This window comes from Rhodospirillum sp. A1_3_36, from assembly GCF_047263945.1.
Classification (GTDB): domain Bacteria; phylum Pseudomonadota; class Alphaproteobacteria; order Rhodospirillales; family Rhodospirillaceae; genus Rhodospirillum.
In genome coordinates, this window is record NZ_JBLAVB010000002.1 from 134,497 (window position 1) to 152,399 (window position 17,903).

General features: G+C 60.7%; 14 protein-coding genes. 2 read left to right on the forward strand and 12 right to left on the reverse strand.

What is annotated here, in order from left to right; all coding sequences use genetic code 11:
* Window positions 1-19: 19 nt before the first annotated feature.
* Entirely contained in the window at window positions 20-4,585 is a 4,566-nt protein-coding gene (gene gltB / locus ACLIRY_RS05230; RefSeq protein ID WP_413204305.1) for a glutamate synthase large subunit, read from the forward strand.
* A 290-nt stretch (window positions 4,586-4,875) separates the two neighbouring features.
* Here the strand turns inward: gltB and ACLIRY_RS05235 are convergent, their stop codons facing one another.
* The 8 genes from ACLIRY_RS05235 to ACLIRY_RS05270 all read right to left on the reverse strand — a co-directional run bounded on the left by ACLIRY_RS05235 (window position 4,876) and on the right by ACLIRY_RS05270 (window position 12,966).
* Entirely contained in the window at window positions 4,876-5,745 is an 870-nt protein-coding gene (locus ACLIRY_RS05235) for a LysR substrate-binding domain-containing protein (protein WP_413204306.1), read from the reverse strand.
* Window positions 5,746-5,785: 40 nt separating this feature from the next.
* The gene (locus ACLIRY_RS05240; protein WP_413204307.1) at window positions 5,786-6,856 is read right to left on the reverse strand and encodes a YeiH family protein; all 1,071 of its coding nucleotides are present in this window, start codon (window positions 6,854-6,856) and stop codon (window positions 5,786-5,788) included.
* 115 nt (window positions 6,857-6,971) lie between these two features.
* Window positions 6,972-8,018: an L-idonate 5-dehydrogenase gene (locus ACLIRY_RS05245; protein ID WP_413204308.1), complete on the reverse strand. Its 1,047-nt coding sequence runs from the start codon at window positions 8,016-8,018 to the stop codon at window positions 6,972-6,974.
* Between the two features lie 12 nt (window positions 8,019-8,030).
* On the reverse strand, window positions 8,031-9,308 hold the full coding sequence (locus tag ACLIRY_RS05250; RefSeq protein ID WP_413204309.1) for a TRAP transporter large permease: 1,278 nt from the start codon (window positions 9,306-9,308) through the stop codon (window positions 8,031-8,033).
* 1 nt (window position 9,309) lies between these two features.
* Complete coding sequence (locus tag ACLIRY_RS05255) at window positions 9,310-9,843, reverse strand: TRAP transporter small permease (RefSeq protein WP_413204310.1); 534 nt, start codon at window positions 9,841-9,843, stop codon at window positions 9,310-9,312.
* A gap of 81 nt (window positions 9,844-9,924) precedes the next feature.
* Window positions 9,925-10,905: a TRAP transporter substrate-binding protein gene (locus ACLIRY_RS05260; RefSeq protein ID WP_413204311.1), complete on the reverse strand. Its 981-nt coding sequence runs from the start codon at window positions 10,903-10,905 to the stop codon at window positions 9,925-9,927.
* Window positions 10,906-11,005: 100 nt separating this feature from the next.
* The gene (locus ACLIRY_RS05265; protein ID WP_413204312.1) at window positions 11,006-11,746 is read right to left on the reverse strand and encodes a GntR family transcriptional regulator; all 741 of its coding nucleotides are present in this window, start codon (window positions 11,744-11,746) and stop codon (window positions 11,006-11,008) included.
* Between the two features lie 359 nt (window positions 11,747-12,105).
* The gene (locus ACLIRY_RS05270) at window positions 12,106-12,966 is read right to left on the reverse strand and encodes an NmrA family NAD(P)-binding protein (protein ID WP_413204313.1); all 861 of its coding nucleotides are present in this window, start codon (window positions 12,964-12,966) and stop codon (window positions 12,106-12,108) included.
* 158 nt (window positions 12,967-13,124) lie between these two features.
* On the opposite strand from ACLIRY_RS05270, the gene ACLIRY_RS05275 reads away from it, so the two are divergent.
* On the forward strand, window positions 13,125-13,517 hold the full coding sequence (locus ACLIRY_RS05275; protein ID WP_413204314.1) for a winged helix-turn-helix transcriptional regulator: 393 nt from the start codon (window positions 13,125-13,127) through the stop codon (window positions 13,515-13,517).
* A gap of 62 nt (window positions 13,518-13,579) precedes the next feature.
* Here ACLIRY_RS05275 and ACLIRY_RS05280 read toward each other — a convergent pair whose 3' ends face one another.
* The 4 genes from ACLIRY_RS05280 to ACLIRY_RS05295 form a co-directional block, all read right to left on the reverse strand.
* Window positions 13,580-13,744: a hypothetical protein gene (locus ACLIRY_RS05280; RefSeq protein WP_413204315.1), complete on the reverse strand. Its 165-nt coding sequence runs from the start codon at window positions 13,742-13,744 to the stop codon at window positions 13,580-13,582.
* 388 nt (window positions 13,745-14,132) lie between these two features.
* The gene (locus ACLIRY_RS05285; RefSeq protein WP_413204316.1) at window positions 14,133-16,067 is read right to left on the reverse strand and encodes an asparagine synthase-related protein; all 1,935 of its coding nucleotides are present in this window, start codon (window positions 16,065-16,067) and stop codon (window positions 14,133-14,135) included.
* A gap of 115 nt (window positions 16,068-16,182) precedes the next feature.
* Entirely contained in the window at window positions 16,183-17,019 is an 837-nt protein-coding gene (locus ACLIRY_RS05290) for a sulfotransferase domain-containing protein (RefSeq protein WP_413204317.1), read from the reverse strand.
* A complete protein-coding gene (locus ACLIRY_RS05295) occupies window positions 17,016-17,705 on the reverse strand; it encodes a hypothetical protein (protein WP_413204793.1) in 690 nt (229 codons plus the stop codon). Before ACLIRY_RS05295 ends, ACLIRY_RS05290 begins: the two co-directional genes overlap by 4 nt.
* Between the last annotated feature and the right edge of the window lie 198 nt (window positions 17,706-17,903).

Genomic DNA, 17,903 nt, shown 5'->3' on the forward strand with positions numbered 1-17,903 from the left:
ACCGAAAGGAGTTTACGACATGACGCACCACGACAAGATCCCCTCCCGCTCTGCTCCCGAGACCGGAGCCGAATTCGTCGCCCGCTGGGAACGCGACGCCGCCCTGTTGGAAGCCGCCCATGCCTACAACCCCGCAGATGAGCATGCCTCCTGCGGAGTTGGCTTGGTCGCCGCGATCGACGGCAAACCCCGCCGCAGCGTGGTCGAGGCCGGCGTCGACGCCCTGAAGGTGCTGTTCCACCGGGGCGCCGTGGACGCCGACGGCAAAACGGGCGACGGCGCGGGCATTCACGTGGAAATTCCCCAGGAATTCTTCAAGGAGCACATCCGCCGCACGGCCCACGAGCCCCTGCCCGGCCGTCTGGCCGTGGGTATGGTCTTCCTGCCCAAAACGGACCTGAATGCTCAGGAACACTGCCGGACCATCGTGGAAAGCGAGATTCTGAACCACGGCTACACCATTTATGGCTGGCGTCAGGTTCCCGTCGATACCTCGATCATCGGCGAAAAGGCCAACGCCACCCGCCCCGAGATCGAACAGATCATGATCGCCAACACCCGCGGGGTGGACGACGACAAATTCGAGCGGGATCTCTTTGTCATCCGGCGCCGCATCGAAAAGCAGGCCCTGCTCAATCAGTTGCCGGAGCTTTACCTCTGTTCGCTCTCCTGCCGGTCGATCATCTATAAGGGCATGTTCCTGGCCGAACAGTTGACCAGCTTCTATCCGGACCTGCTGGACGAGTTGTTCGTCTCCAGTTTCGCCATTTACCACCAGCGCTATTCCACGAACACCTTCCCGACCTGGCGTCTGGCCCAGCCCTTCCGCATGCTCGCCCACAACGGCGAGATCAACACGCTGACGGGCAACGTGAACTGGATGAAGGCCCACGAAACCCGCATGGCCGCGCCGCTGTTCGCCGACGAGATCGAGGACCTGAAGCCGGTGATTCAGCCGGGCAGTTCCGATTCCGCCGCCCTGGACAGTGTCTTCGAACTGCTCTGCCGGGCCGGTCGTCCGGCTCCCATGGTCAAGGCCATGGTGATCCCGGAAAGTCTGACCCAAAACGCGCTGATGCCGGATCACCACAAGGACCTGATTAGTTACGTCAACTGCATCATGGAGCCCTGGGACGGTCCTGCAGCCATCGCCGCCACCGATGGTCGGTGGGTGGTCGCCGGTCTCGACCGCAACGGTCTGCGGCCCATGCGTTTCTCCATCACCGCAGACGGCCTGCTGATCGTCGGTTCCGAAGCGGGCATGGTCCGTGTGGCAGAAAGCGACATCGTCCAGAAGGGCCGCCTTGGCCCCGGCGCGATGATCGCCGTGGACCTCAGGGAAGGCCGTTTCTATACCGATAGCGACATCAAGGACACGCTGTCGGGCCGGGAAAACTACGGCGAGTGGGTGAGCCGTATCCAGGAACTGGAACGCCATATCTCCGACTCCACGGAGCCCTCCCTGCTGGAGACCGAGGAGCTGCGGCGCCGTCAACTCGCCTGCGGCCAGACCATGGAAGACATGGAGCTGATCCTCCATCCCATGGTGGAAGATGCCAAAGAAGCCGTGGGCTCCATGGGCGACGATGCGCCGCTGGCGGTGCTGTCTGCCCTCTATCGTCCGTTGAACCACTTCTTCCGCCAGAACTTCTCCCAGGTGACCAACCCGCCCATCGACGCCCTGCGCGAAACCCGGGTGATGAGCCTGAAAACCCGCCTGGGCAACCTGGGGAATATCCTGGACGAAGACCCCAGCCAATGCGACCTGCTGCAGCTTGAAAGCCCCGTGCTGACCACGGCGGAATTCAAGGCCATGCGCGATTTCATGGGCGCAACCGCAGCCGAGGTGGATTGCACCTTCGATCCGAAGGGCGGCCCCACGGCCATGCGCGACGCCATCAAACGCGTGCAGAGAGAAGCCGAGGAAGCCGTTCGCGGAGGCTGCACCCATGTCATTCTGACGGACCGGGATATCGGCCCCACAAGGGCCGCGATTCCCATGATCCTGGCCACCGGCGCAGTTCACACTCATCTGATCCGGGAACAACTGCGGACCTTCACTTCCCTGAACGTGCGCTGCGCTGAGGTCTTGGACACCCATTACTTCGCCGTGCTGATCGGCGTGGGTGCCACCACAGTGAACCCCTGGCTGGCCCAGGAGAGCGTCGCCGACCGCTTGCGTCGCGGCCTCTTCCCCGAAGGGATGAGCCTCGAACAGGCCATGGTCCGCTTCAAGAAAGCGATCAACGAAGGTCTGCTGAAGATCATGTCCAAGATGGGCATCTCGGTGATCTCCAGCTACCGGGGGGGCTGCAACTTCGAGGCCGTGGGGCTCTCCCGCTCCCTGGTTGCCGAATACTTCCCGGCCATGCCCAGCCGCATCTCCGGCCTGGGACTGCTGGGCATCCAGAAAAAGGTGATCGAGCAGCACGCCAAGGCCTTCGGTTCTGCGGCGGTTGTGCTGCCCGTTGGTGGCTTCTACCGGGTGCGCAAGCAGGGCGGCGAAGCCCACCATTTCGATGGGCAGTTGATCCACACCCTGCAACAAGCCGTGGCGACGGACAGCTACCAGACCTTCAAGAAGTACACCGCCGGTCTGCGCAAGCTGCCACCCATCACCATCCGCGACCTGCTGGACTTCAAGCCCACGGGCGAGGCCCTGCCCATCGACGATGTGGAAAGCATCACCACCATCCGTCGGCGCTTCGTCACGCCAGCCATGTCCCTCGGCGCCCTGTCGCCGGAGGCCCATGGCACGCTGAACATTGCCATGAACCGCATTGGCGCCAAATCCGACAGCGGTGAGGGCGGTGAGGTGCCCGAGCGGTACAAGCCTGCGGCCAATGGCGATAACGCCAATTCCTCGATCAAGCAGGTGGCTTCGGGCCGTTTCGGCGTCACCGCCGAATACCTGAACCAATGCCGGGAAATCGAGATCAAGGTGGCCCAGGGTGCCAAGCCCGGCGAGGGTGGGCAGTTGCCCGGCTTCAAGGTCACCGAGATGATTGCCAAGCTGCGGCATTCCACCCCGGGCGTGATGCTGATCAGCCCGCCGCCGCACCATGACATCTACTCCATTGAGGATCTGGCACAGCTCATCTACGACCTGAAGCAGATCAACCCCCGGGCCAAGGTCTGCGTGAAGCTGGTGTCCCGCTCGGGCATAGGCACCATCGCTGCGGGCGTCGCGAAAGCAAACGCCGACGTCATCCTGATCTCCGGCCATAACGGCGGCACGGGCGCCAGCCCGCAGACCTCGGTCAAGTTCGCCGGTCTGCCCTGGGAAATGGGTTTGGCCGAGGTTCATCAGGTCCTCACCCTGAACCGCCTGCGTCACCGGGTAACCCTGCGCACCGACGGCGGCATCAAGTGCGGTCGCGATGTGGTCATCGCCGCCATGCTGGGCGCTGAGGAATACGGCGTAGGCACCACCAGTCTGGTCGCCATGGGCTGCATCATGGTCCGCCAGTGCCATTCCAACACCTGCCCCGTCGGGGTCTGCACCCAGGACGATGCGCTGCGCGGCAAGTTCACCGGCACACCGGAAAAGGTGGTGAACCTGTTCAGCTTCATGGCCGAGGAGGTGAAGGAAATCCTCGCCTCCCTGGGCATGCACTCGCTGGACGAGGTGGTCGGTCGCACCGACCTGTTGCATCAGGTCAGCCGGGGCGCCGAACACCTGGACGACCTGGACCTGAACCCCATCCTGGTTCAGCCGGACACCGGCGTGGGTGCGAACATCTGCACCATGGAAGGCCGGAACGAAGTTCCGGAGACCCTGGACGCCCAGATGATCGCCGACGCCAAGTCCGCGCTTGAGGATGGCGAGAAGATGCAGCTGACCTATACGGTGCGCAACACCCTGCGGGCCATCGGCACCAAGCTGTCCCATCGGATCGTCACCAAATACGGCATGACCGGGCTGGAGCCCGGCCATATCACCGTGCGTCTGCGCGGCTCCTGCGGCCAATCCCTGGGCGCCTTCGCGGTCCAAGGTCTGAAGCTGGAAGTGTTCGGCGACTCCAATGACTATGTCGGCAAGGGTCTGTCCGGTGGCACCATCGTTGTCCGCCCCGCCGTCTCCAGCCCGCTGAAGACCAACGAGAACACCATCATCGGCAACACGGTCCTGTACGGAGCAACCAGCGGCAAGCTGTTCGCAGCCGGTCAGGCGGGCGAACGCTTCGCCGTCCGCAACTCCGGCGCCAAGGTGGTGATCGAGGGATGCGGCTCCAACGGCTGCGAATACATGACCAACGGAACGGCCGTGATCCTGGGTGAAGTCGGTGCCAACTTCGGCGCAGGCATGACCGGCGGCATGGCCTATATCTACGATCCCGACGACACCTTCGAACAGCGGGTGAACCCGGACTCGGTGATCTGGCAACGCCTGGAGGTCGAACACTATGCCGAGGATCTGAAGGCCTTGATCCAGGAGCATGTGTCCGAAACCCAGTCCAAGTACGCCGAACACATCCTTCTCGATTGGGACCGCTTGGTGGGCCACTTCTGGCAGGTCGTCCCCAAGGAGATGGTCGACAGGCTGGAGATCCCCGTTACGGTCAGGAAGAAGGCTTCGGCCTGATTTCAGTCAGCGGCTCACGCGAAAAAAGGGCGCGTATCCTCTCGTGGGAGCGCGCCCTCTGCTCTTCGGGCCTTCGGCCCGACGGGGCCGACCCCGAACCCCGCTGGAAGCAGGCTTCCAGACCTTCCTTTTTCTTTAGAGCATCGAGCGGAAAAGTGGGAACCGGTTTTCCGATCCACTCGATGCTCAACCTGTTGAATCTAGATCAAATTACCCGCCTTAAATCGATTCCGATTTAAGGCGGTTTGATCTAGAGCATGTTGCGTGAATCACATTTCACGCAACATGCTCTAAACGGCTTCCCCTCGCGCCAGCCCCAGCAGCGCCTCTTCCGCGCGGCCTCGGCGGCGATCTCCGGAACGGATCGCCAGGAAATCCCGGCGGATCAGCGGCGCGCCAACCACCACCAATTCTCCCAACGCAACCCGGGGCGCTGCCGCAAGCCGGGAAATCACCGTCGCCCCCGCGCCCGCCGCGACCGCCGCACAGACCGCTTCGTTGGACGGCAACTCCAGCATAACCTCAAGACTCTCCCGCCTCAGACCGGCCTCGGCCAGGGCGCGCTCCATCACTTCACGGGTTCCCGAGCCCTTCTCCCGCAAAACCCAGCGCCAGCGCGACAGATCTGCGGGATCGGGATCCCCCTGGCGCCCCGTCACCAGGACCATCTCGTCCTCGGCCACTTTTTCCGCCACCAATCGGGGATCGGATACGCTGCCTTCCACAAATCCCAAGTCCGCCGCGCTCGACAGAACGGCGGCGATCACGTCTGCCGTATTGCCCTGGCGGATCTCCAACCGGATACCCGGGTAGGTTTGGTGGAAAAGGTGGAGAAGAGGCGGGAGCCAAGTCGCGGCGATGGTCTGGCTGGCCCACACATTCAGGGATCCCCGGGTCAGACCGGACAGTTCGGTCAGGACCCGTTCTGCCGCCTCCGCCCGGTCCAAAACAGCCCGCGCCTCGTCCAGGAAGATCGTTCCCTCTGCCGTCAATTGGATGCCCCGGCCCACACGGTGGAACAGGGGCGTCCCGTAACGGCTCTCCAAGGCGCTGACCGCCGCGCTGACCGCCGACTGGGTCAGGTTCAGCCGCCCCGCCGCCTTGGTGACATGTTGAAGCTCGGCGACGGCGACGAAAACACGCAATTGGTCGAGCGTCAACGGAGGGGAACTCCTTCAGTTTACAGGATAACGGCGCCGTTCAAGCCCACAAATGATGGACCAAAAGGGTCATCCAATATCCACCGATGGCGAGCCAAAGGGCAAGGACCAAGGCCATCACGAAGGGCTTGGCCCCCACCTTGCGCGCCTTGGTCAGGCTGGTTTCCATGCCCAGTGCACACATAGCCATCGTCAGAATGAACAGGTCGAGGGTGTTGATGACCTCCACCGCCGCAGGGGGCACGATGTGCAGGGAATTGATCCCGGCGCAAACGATGAACCACAGGGCAAACCAGGGAAAACTTCCCTTCGCCGTTCCCACGCCCTCCCCTTCCTCCGAAGCCACAGCCTTGGAGCCAAAGCGGGTCAGAGCCAAGCCCAGGATGGTGAGCAGGGGTACCAGCATCATCACCCGCAGCATCTTGACGATCACCGCGTTATTGGCCGCCTCGTCGGCGATGGCGCGGCCCGCAGCGACCACATGAGCCACCTCGTGCAGGCTGGACCCCACATATAAGCCATAGGTCTCCAGGTTGAGATCAAGCAGACCCGACCGGTAGGCCAGGGGATAGAGGAACATGGCCAGCGTGCCGAAAATAACCACCGTTCCCACGGCGATGGCACTTTCATGGGGGCGTCCCCTCACCACCGGCTCGGTCGCCAAAACCGCTGCGGCCCCGCAGACCGAGGACCCGGCGGCAATCATCAGGGCCAATCGGGGCGTCAACCCGAACACCTTGATCCCCAACCACGCCCCAAGAACAAATGTGCTGCTCAGCATGACAACACTGAGGGTAATGCCCTCGCCCCCCACCAGAAGAATATCCTGGAAGGTGATCCGGAAACCGTAGAGCACCACGGCCATCCGCAGAAGCTGCTTCGAAGAAAACAGAATCCCCGGCACCCATTGGGTGGGCAGGTGGTGGCGCAGGGTATTGCCGTAAAAGATGCCAATCACTATGCCAACGATCAGCGGACTGATGCCCAGACGCTGGATGGGAGACAGCGTGGCCATCTGTTGGGCGGCAAAGGCAAAAAGCGCGACAAGCATCACGCCTCTGACGGCATGCCTGTCCAGCGAGGCGAAGGGTTGGGTAATCGCGGTGTACATGTCAGCCCCCATGGGAACAATGAAGTCCCCATGAGAATGGCGGTTTTTATCAATAAGTCTAACGGAACGATTTCGTTATTTCGTTCGATTTTAGTGAACGATTAGACATCTCCCGTCACCCCTCCGCAAACGTGAGCTGAACCTTGACGGCCCGGGACCGATCCGATGCGTAGGCGAAGGCCTCCTTGGCGTTCTCGACGGGAAAGGAGTGGGTGACAACTGGCCTCACCTCAATCATGCCGCTTTCGATCGCCCGAACGGCCTCGGCGAACTCCCCATGGAACCGGTGCGTTCCGATCACGGTGATTTCCTTTCCGACCAGGACATTCAAGGGAACCTCCAGATCACCGGCCACCCCCAGTTGGACGAAGCGGCCCCGGGGCCGGAGGGCCGTCATGGCGCCTTTGATCGCAACGGGCGACGCAGAGCATTCGAAGACCACATCGAAGGTTCCCTTGTCGGCAGCATAGGCGTCCAGACCATCCGGCTCCTCGGCCATATTAATCGTTCGATTTGCGCCCATCCGAGCCGCAGCATTTAAGGTTGCCGCATGCAGGTCCGTTACCACGATATCCGCAGCCCCCGCCCGACGGATAGCGGCGACGCAAAGGGAGCCAATGGGTCCCGCACCGGTGACCAGAACCCGTTTCCCCGAGATCTCTCCCGCCCGCTTGACCGCGTGGATACCAACGGCGAGCGGTTCGGAACAGGCCAGCTCCCTGGGTGAAACCCGATCGCTCACCTTCAGGCATTGGTCCGAATTGAGAACGATGAGATCTCGGAACAACCCCTGCTGATGGGGAACCCGCATGGCGGAGCCCTGGAAGCGCATGTTCAAGCAGTGGATAAACAGACCTTCCGCGCAATACGAACAGTGACCGCAGGGCTGGCTGGGGTTGATCGCCACCCGATCGCCCGGAGACAGCCCTTCCACCCCGGGGCCGACCGCTTCCACCGTTCCCGCTGCTTCATGGCCGAGAATAATGGGCTCCCGCACGCGAATGGGACCAAACCCGCCATCCAGATAGTAATGCAAATCCGAGCCGCAGATTCCTCCGGCCCCCACAGCGACTCGCACTTCACCGCGGGCGGGTTCGGCAACCGTCTCGGTCTCGACACGGATATCGTTCTGGTCATACAAGCGACAAACCCGGGTTTTCATGGCAAAAACCTCCTAATCCAAAAGCAGGGACGGCAGCCACATGGAAATGGCCGGAATGTAGGACACGAGCAGCAGAACCACGATGTTGGTCAGCAGGAAGGGCAGGATGGCCCGCACCACCTCCATCAAGGGCAGTTTCGCGATATTGGCGCAAACAAACAGGCAGACACCGACCGGCGGCGTCGTCAGTCCAAGCATCAGATTAAGCACCGCGAAGGTGGCGAAATGCAGCGGATCAATCCCGACGCCCTGGGCCAGGGATAACAGCGGGACGAACAGGATGATCAGGGCCGCGATCGTCTCCATGAACATGCCAACGAAAAACAGCAGCAGATTGATGATCAGAATGACCAGATATTTGTTATCGGTCAGATCCAGAACGGCTCCCGCGATCATCTGGGGAATGCGTTCCGACACGAGAATCCAGCCAAACACATTGGCAAATCCGACCAAAACCAGGATCGCCGCAGAGGAAACGGCGCTATCGATCAAAATCCGGGGCACGAGTCGCAGGGGCAGTTCCCGATAGAAGAACACCCCCACAACGAAGGCATAGAGGCAGGCCACCACGGCCGTTTCCGTGGGCGTGGCCAAACCGCTCAAAAGCCCTCCGATGATCAAGGCGGTCATGGCCAGGGCCCAGAACGCGCCAAGGAAGGATTTGGCCAATTCGCCGAAACCACGCCACCCCTGGCGCGGAAAATCCCGTCGCACGGCAATGATGTAACAGGTGATCATCATGGCGATGCCCATCAGGATTCCGGGCACCGCGCCCGCCAGGAACATGCGGCCCACGGAAATACCCGACAGGGCCCCGACAATGATCATCGGCACGCTCGGCGGGATCATCGGGCCAACCGTGGAGGAGGCCGCCGTTACCGCAGCGGAAAACCCGGCGGGATAGCCCACCTTGGTCATCCCCGGAATCATCACCGCGCCAATGGAGGCGGAATCCGCAACAGCCGTGCCGGAGATCCCCCCGAACAGCATGGATCCGGCGATATTCGTCAGCCCGAGTCCTCCCCGTGCCCAGCCCACTGCGGAATTGGCAAAGCGGATGATGCGTTCGGTAATCCCCCCGCCGTTCATCAGATTGCCCGCAAGAATGAAGCCCGGAATACACAACAAAACGAAAACGTCGATACCCGCATACATCTTCTGCGGTATGACGACGAGGGGAATCCCCGCCGTCAGAAGATAGGCGAAGGACGACAGGCCTAAAGTCACGGCCACGGGAACCCCCAGGACGAGACCGGCCACGAAGACCCCAATCAACAGAGCCAAGGCCATCTCACTGCTCCCGATTCGGACCGGACGTGCCGGTCACTTGGCCGGTCAGCATTTCGACCACGCGCGCCAGGGAAAAAAACGCCAGGGATCCCAGAAGGATAAAAACGCTGACCAGAATGAAGTCCATGCGCCACCCCAACGCAGGCGAGGTCTGCATGACCCCGATGGAGGTGAAGGTCCAGGCGGGTTTCATCAGGGCAAGGCACAAAACCGCCGTCGCCAGGGCCGATATCAGCCTCGACAGCCAGCGGAAGCGGCCCGGCAGGGCTTCACTGAACAGGTCCACATTGACCAGGTCACCGGAGCGAAAAGCCAATCCCGCCCCAAAGGCGGTGAGGAACAGCAGGGCAAAGCGCGTCAACTCCTCGGTCCAGACCGGGGAGCCACCGACGAAACTTCGGCCAACAACCTGGATGGTCACAGCGGCAATCATGACGCAAAAAGACAAGGCGATGGCAACTTGGCACAGGGTCTGAACACCCCGGATAACGGTCCGCAGGACCATGATTTCCCCCCAAACGGCATACTTCAACACGAGGCAAGTCGTCCGGCGGCCCCCCACACATCTTGAGGGGGCGCGCCGTCCTTGTGTCGGCTTGGATATCGTGGCGCAGACTTACTCGCTGGCGAACAGCGTCTCGACGATCGGCTTGATTTCGTCGTTGACGTTGGCCAGAACCGCGTCCTTTGCCTTGGCGGCGAACGCGGCCCTGTCGACATCAACGAAGGTCATGCCTTTTTCTTCCAGCTCCGACACCAGTTGCTTCTCGTCGGCGAGGAACAGGTCCCGTTCATAGGCCTGGGTCCGCTTGGCGGCCTCCATCACGGCGGCCTGATCGGCCTCGGACAGCTTGTTCCAGGTCAGTTCGGAGATGACCAGATAGATCCATGAGCGGACATGTTCGGTCTTGTTCACGTATTTCTGCACTTCGTTGAAGTTCGCCGACTTGATCAAAGCCAGGGGGTTTTCCTGGGCATCGATCGTGCCGTTTTGCAGGGAGGTGAAGACCTCGGAGAACGCCATCGGCGTGGGGCTGGCCCCCAACGCCTTCCAGACATCGACGAACAGGGGAACGTTTGGCACCCGCATCTTCAACCCTTGAAGATCATCCAGAGTCTTGATGGGACGGTTCGACGTCAGGTCGCGGGGTCCGCGGGCGAAATAGGCAATGGGCCGGACCTGGGCCTTTTCGATGATCTGAGCCTTGATCTTGTCACCGATCTCCCCGCCCGCCACGGCATCCATGTGTTCCAGGGACTTGTAGGCATAGGGAACGGCCAGAAGGGAGGCCATCGGCGCCCAGTTCTGCAGGCTCTCGCCCGTGATTGTCATATCGGCCGTGCCAAGCTGCATGCCATTGATCAGGTCCATCTCCTTGCCCAAGGATTCGTTTGGATAGACCTCCACTTCGATGCGGCCATCGGTCAGGGCCTTCAATTCCTCTGCGAACTTGAGGGAGGCCTTGTGCCAAATGTTTTCCTCGTTGGCGAGGTGGCCCAGCTTCAAGGTCACATCGGCAGCCAGGGCCGATCCGGTCATCATCATCACCGCAGCCATTCCGGCGGCAATGCTCTTCGCGATAGGGGCAAATGTCATCTCTGTTTCCTCCAGTTTTGGTTCTGTGCCGTGGTGACTCGAGCCACTCTTTACGGCTGGCGTTTTTGTTCTCAGAAGGGAGCCCTGTTTTCCGCCCCCCTCATCCCGGCAGAGGTCTCCCCTTCCAGGGGGGCACCTCCTCCTCTGACCGGTCTTCATCATCGAAGGACTCGGGCATTTCCCGTTCGATCTTTGGCAGATATTCAAGGATTTCCCGGAGGTGACCACGAATAACCGCCTCGGCGGCCAGAGGATCTCCAACCTCGATGGCATCGACGAGCGCCGTATGCTGTGTGATCAGCTTTTCCATCGGAAAAACCATGAAACTGAGAAAGCGCACACGGTCCATCTGAGCCTTCAGAGTCTCGAGAACCCGCCAAGCATGGGCCTTGCCGCAGGCCTCCATCAGGGTTTGATGGAAGCGCTCATCCAATTGACAGAATCGCAGGGGATTGTCCTGCCCCACCGCGCGCTGCTCGGTGAGCTGCCGCCTCAGCTCGACCACCAGCGCCCTGTCAGAGGACTGGGCAAGCAGTTTGGCGACGTCGGCTTCCACCGCCTCGCGCATGAACCGGGCGTCCATGACCGCGGCGCGGGAAATTCTCCGCACAAAGCTCCCCCTTTGGGGGCGAATTTCGAGAAGCTTTTCTTCTGCGAGCTTGATGAACGCCTCCCGCACCGGCTGCCGACTGACGGAGAAGGCCAAGGCGAGCTCGGCCTCCGAAAGGCGCGTGCCGGGAGGGAAATCATTGCGGATGATGCGCTCACGCAAAACCCGATAGAGCTGCGGACCGACAGGCAGCCCTCGATCGATTGTCCATTCGGCTGTGGAGGAGGCCATTGCCGGAGTGTCCTACGGATCGTGCCAAGTACAACCGACATCGGCGGATCACATCGTAGGACTCTTTTTGCACCATACTACCATACCAGTCAATGACGATGAAAAGGGCGCCCAGGCCAATCCCGGGCGCCCTCCCTTCCAAACACGCCTAATACCAAGGTGCGATGAGTTTGACTCACCGCACCTTGGAAGCGGCCAAGTGGCCACCGCGCCTTATGGCGCGTAAAAGCCCGCGTGGCGTTTGAACACAAGAAAAGCGGCGTGGGTTTAAACCCGCGCCGCTTGGTATTAGAGCATCGAGCGGAAAAGTGGGTACCGGTTTTCCGGTCCACTCGATGCTCTAACCATTTGATCCAAGCCTATCCGAACCGGACCTTCAACGCGTCCACCGCCGCAGTGGCGGGGCGGCCGGTAAGGGTCGGAACCGCGTCACTGACGTCTTCGTACTCCCCGGCTTCATAGGCCTTGTAGATGCTCAACAGGGCCTCGACGACGAATTCAGGCAGACCCATGCCCCGGAACAGGGCGTCAAAGGCCTCATAGGGGGCTTCGGCCCAAGCGATGGGCTTTCCGGTGGCGGCGCTTAGAGCGGAGGCCAGCCCAGCCCCGTCCAAGGCCTCCGGACCGGTGATCTCATAGGTCTGGTTGACCACCTTCGGATTGAGGAGCGCCGCCACAGCAGCCGCAGCCACATCGCCATGGGTGGTATAGGCCACCTTGCCCGAGGCACCGGGGAAGGCCAGAGTTCCCGTTTCCAGGGCCTGGGCGAAAACGCCCTCCATGTTCGCCAGGTACATGGCATCCCGCAGGATCACATAGGGCAAGCCAGAGGCCTTCAAGTCCGCCTCGGTCGCCTCATGGGTGGCAGCCCAGGTAAAGGCGCTGGCGGAGCTGGGGTTGATGGAGCTGGTGTAGACCACCTTGCCCAGACCAGCAGCCTTCGCGGCATCGATGGCTGCCTTGTGCTGGGCAATGCGCTGCGCGTTCGTGCCCATGCTGGAAATGAGCAACAGACTGTCGGCCCCCGCGAAGGCCTCGGCCAGGGAGGCCGGGTCGTCGTAATCGGCGCGGGCGGTGGCGAATCCCTTCGCCGACCACTCGGCCAATTTGGACGGATCCCGGGCAGTCAAACACACGGTCGCGGGGTCCACACCCTTGTCCAGCATTGCAGCGGCGACGGCCTGACCCAGCTTTCCGGTAGCGGCGGTGACGACGATCATCTTTCAGTCCTTTCTCACGATCTCGAAGTTTGGTACATTCGAGAAACTCAGTTCCTTCAAGGAACCACGTGAGATCAAGATGAGCCGCCCCGCCGCGTGCCACAAGACGGGTTTTTGCGGTACCTCCGTTACCTGACAGTAACCATGGGAGATGAGAAATGCGCCGAACCAAGGCCGACTTCGCCCCCCAATGCCCCATTCGAGACGTCCTGGATCGCATCGGCGACCAGTGGAGCACGCTGGTTTTGCTGACTTTGGCAGAGGAAGGGCGACGCTTCATGGAAATTCAGCGCGCCCTACCAGATGTCTCCCGGCGCATGCTCGCCCAGACCCTCAGGCGACTGGAGGAGGACGGGTTCGTCTCCCGGACGGTCCACGCGACGGTACCGCCCCGGGTGGACTACGCCCTAACGCCCCTGGGTGAATCCTTGATGGATCCGATCCAGACGTTGGTGAACTGGGCCTCGGACCATCATCACATTATCCGATCTGCGCGAAAATCCTATGCCGCGCGCGCCGAAGAGGATCTTGAAATCCCGTCGGAGGCTTGAACCACACATTCGATGTCCAGGGTTCCGCCGTGATCGCCGACGGTCCCGCCCCTTCAATGGCCTCAGGACGCAGTAGCTCCCGTTTCACCACCACCCTTTCCGTCGGTGCCCGCAGAAATCGAATTCTCAGTCACCTCTGCGATATCGACCTTGCTCAGCTTTGGCGCGGACCACTGTTTCCGACCAGCGGCAGTCTTGATCGCGTCTTCTTCAAGTTTATTTTCCATGGGGACCCTCCATATGGACCGTCAAAAACAGTCTCAGATATTCATAAGTAAGGGAAAAGTACCACTCCGAGCGGAATAGAACTAGGTCGGTTCCATGCGCGGCGGAAATTTTTTAGCAGAACCGACCCCGCGCCCTTCGCCCCAGAGTGCTCCATCCCCCCCCTCAAACGCGGGGCGCCGTCTCCAACGACTTGAAACCGGTGGCCTTGTTCGACGGCATGGCTCACGGTCTCCTTCTGCACGGCCTCCGAGAATACGCCCATTTCACGGGACATCAATGGCCCGATCGCAGGCGAAAAGTGGGCGTCACGGCCCAGCCAGGAGATTGCCATGATACCCCATGCAAAAGCCCAGTCCCTCCGTCTCCTGCGCTTTCGTGAAGAGCCCTTCAATCCAGCTTCTTTTCCAACCAGACCAAATAGAGTCCAACATGCAAAGCTCTTGGAAGCAAGTAATGAATCGAAGAAAACGAACAAGACCCCCCCTCATGAAAATTTTCAAGAATCCCCGACAAACGGCTCACATCAATACAGCGAGATGCAAGAGGCGAATTTCGAATTTTATTTAAATCATCCATCATTCTTATTTTATCTGCAGCCATCCGAGAAAACCACTCCGGATTCTGTTGCCCAAAGCTATTCTTTTCAATTACCTCCTTCGGAAGGCGGTCGACCAAAGCGTGACGAGTCAACCGTCGCGTCACGCCATCGCGCAGGAATTGATCCGAGGGGAGCGCCAAAAAGAATTCCACCAAATTCCGGTCAGCCAGGGGATCCCGGTCCTCGATACCGAACAGAGACCTTAAAACCGCACGCCCATCACTCCCATTGTTATGAACCAAGCGGTCGAGACGCACCAAAGACTGGGGACGAAAATCCCTCATTGCGGGTCCCTGACCCGCCTGCAGATTGCGCTGATAGAGACCAATATCAACTGCAAATTGGGGATTGATGCCACTGAACCGATTCCACCGTTGCGGGTGTCCGGCTTTCATTTGCAGGTAGATCCGACCGAGCCAAGCGGGAATCATCGGATGAATCACATGGCTGCGGAGAAGGTGTTTCCGCCCGCCATGGATCTTTCCGGCGGCGTCCAGTTCCCGCAAAAGGCGGATCCAACGGCCACGGGAAAACAATTCGCCCAAACGCTCCAGTCCGTTCCAACTCCACATAGCATTCCCCGCTTGCCCCCCAAGCACAACCCGCGAACCGGCTTGCAGGGATGCCTCGGTCAAGGGGGCGAACCATCCAAAATTGGTGGGACCGTAAATCGGCAAGCCCCCCGCTTCGAACAACGCGGTGGGGTCACGCTCCAGCGCATGGGTCCCCTCCGACCAGATCAACTGAAGATCCATGTTGGGATGCATGGCTGCGATAGCACGCACGTAGGGTGTCTCATCGACATATTGCGTGCGGGGCGTTTCAGACAGCGCAAACCCGGGCGGCGGCACTGCCGTCAATGTCAACAACCGGTTGGGCGCCATTTGTCGAGCCGCTGATGTGGCGACAGCCGAGGAATCCAGTCCCCCGCTCATGGTCGCAGAAACGGGTCCGTCCGACCGCAACCGCCGCGCCACCGCCCGATCCAATTGCTCCCGGGCCGCCTCCACATACTCGCCGTCCGACCGAAACCGGATCCGTCGTGTCAAATCGAAGGCCCAATATTGGTTCCGTCGGACGACACCCTGGCGATCAAAAGCCAGCGCCGTAGCGGCTGGAACACGCAACAGACCGTCATACAAGGTCTCTTCGGTTCCCTTGAAATTGAGCACCAGGAAATCGCCCAGCCTTTCCTCGTTCAACCGCCGCGGCACCTGGGGCATCGCCAAAAGGGCCTGAAGGGTGGAGGCGAAGGCGACAAACCCCTGACCCTGGTGAACATAGAGCGCGCGCCGTCCGAGATGATCCCGAGCCAGCAGCAAGCGCCGCTCGGCGCCATCCCATAGGGCCAACGAAAGGGGGCCGAGAAAGCGAGGCAGGGCACTTTCCCCCCACCGCTCGAATGACCGCAAAAGAAGCGCACCGTCCGGAAGCACATCCGTTGGATCGACCGACAAGCCCAGCGCATCGATGATCTCCTCCCGGTTATCCAGGCGCCCATCAAAGACAAGGACCAATCGACCACCGGCACCGACCCAAGGCTGCCGCTCAAAGCGGTCTTCGGGCGTGCTGAAGCGTTGCCGTGCCACCAGTCCTGCGGACCCCTCGCACCAAAAGACTGCCTCACCGACACCCGGGTCGGCCAAATACCGAGCAGCGCCCGCAAGGTCGCTCCGATCCACTGGCCGATCTGTAAAACGGACCAATCCGGCAATCGTGCTCATCACAGACACTCCCTATATCGTTCCATTCTGGGGTCCTTCCCGATCGGAAGCTTGACAGAGGCACAAGAGAACAGTCGCCCCCTGCCCTTCGTTCCAGCCAGGATCCCCCAAAGACTCACAGATAGCCCAACCGGTGCATGACCGGACCATGGTCGGATTCGATTTGGGCAACCTGAGCGGCGCTCAATGTATCGCGCCATCCCCCCGCCACACCGCGACGAAAGAACCGTTTCGAAAAAGCCGGTCGCTCGAGGAAACCCTCGGTCTCTTCCTGATCGCGAAGCACGGCAAACCCCACCGCTGCGGTAGCCGCCGCGATGGCGCTCGGAGAGGCATCAAGGCCGAGAAAATGGGTCGCCTCCGCGAACCGCGCCTCGGCATCCGTACAAAGGTCCTCATAGCGCAGAACCAAACGCCTGAGCCCAGGCGCGTCGAGCCAGCTTTCCACATGCCCTCCCCAACTCCCCAAAATTTGGGGTAATTGGAATGTCTGTCTGCGCCGATTCGGATCAATCAACTGCCGCGAATTGGCCATCGCCGCAATCGCCCAATCCAGGGAAGAATTGTTGTGTGCCGCGAAGGACACAGCCACATCGCGGGGATCTCGAACCAGATAGATCGCGCCCAATGTCACCGAAGGAGGGAACAAAGGTTCCCCGGCCGGTGTGTTTTGCCAACGATCATGCACTTTGCGAAATAGAGGGGTGGAAGCCTGGGCCGCTTCCATTTCATAGTGCCTTGGACGTGCCCGGGCAATCTCGTCAATGGTGAGATCGCCAGTTTCAAGCTCCAACGCCGCCTCGAATTTGGGACGCGTGGCCCCATGCGAGACGAAGTCGAGAGGTTTTTTGAAATCTAGGACGCCCCCTCCAATGGACAGGCTATGCAAGAAAAGACGCATCCATGTGTTTCCAGATTTTGGATAGGATGCAATCCAGTAAAACCCACTCATTTCGATGCCACGGTCCGTGCATGGCTCTCAACTGTTTCGGCAAGGGAACCGAGACTGGAAAGACCGTCTTCTTCCCGGACGCCAAGCAGGTAAACCGGAACAGTTCCCGCCAAGGCTGATGCCGTAAAAAAGAGGGATCCCGGTGATGTGACCTTGAGCCCAATGCCGCGACGGTAAATATTTTGGTCCAGGTGAGCCACCGCCTCTGCGGGCTCCAAGCCCGTGATTCCAGCCGGCAACCGCCCTCTAACTCGCCTGATAATATAGACCGCAAGTAGCGGGAGAGGCATCGTGTCAAAACCGCCAAGAGCAGGAACGAGGTACTTAGGCTGACCACGACGATTAATCACCAATCCCTTTGGGTCAATCGCCAATTCTTCCATCGCATCCGGTGTCAACTTGCGGACTGGAAATGCTGGAAAGACTTGGGCTCCACCCGGCGCATGGCAATCAATCGCCACCACATCGTCGGCCACCATGGGAAGCCCCCGTTGCCCCAAGGCTGCGGATAGGGTCGACTTGCCAGCCCCCGAGACGCCTGAAATCATGACTGCCCGCCCGTCAAGACGCACCGCGGAGGCGTGGAGAGCAAACAGTCCACGCTGGTGGCACAGCACACCAACCACCGATCCCAGCAGGAAGACCCGCACATCATGGGCGTCGGCCCCTTCCGCTGGTTCAATCACCACCCGTTTTCCTTGAACGACGTCGTAACGCGCCACCCCTTCGACGGACAGTCGACAAATCCCATTTGGCCAAAAGTGCCAAAAGGGACCGTGACACTGGGGGGGATCAACGGAATCCTCTAGGGAACCGATGACGATTTCCACATCGGGAGAGCGATCATCACCCGTCCATGGAACCAACCCGTGCAAGGGAAGAGC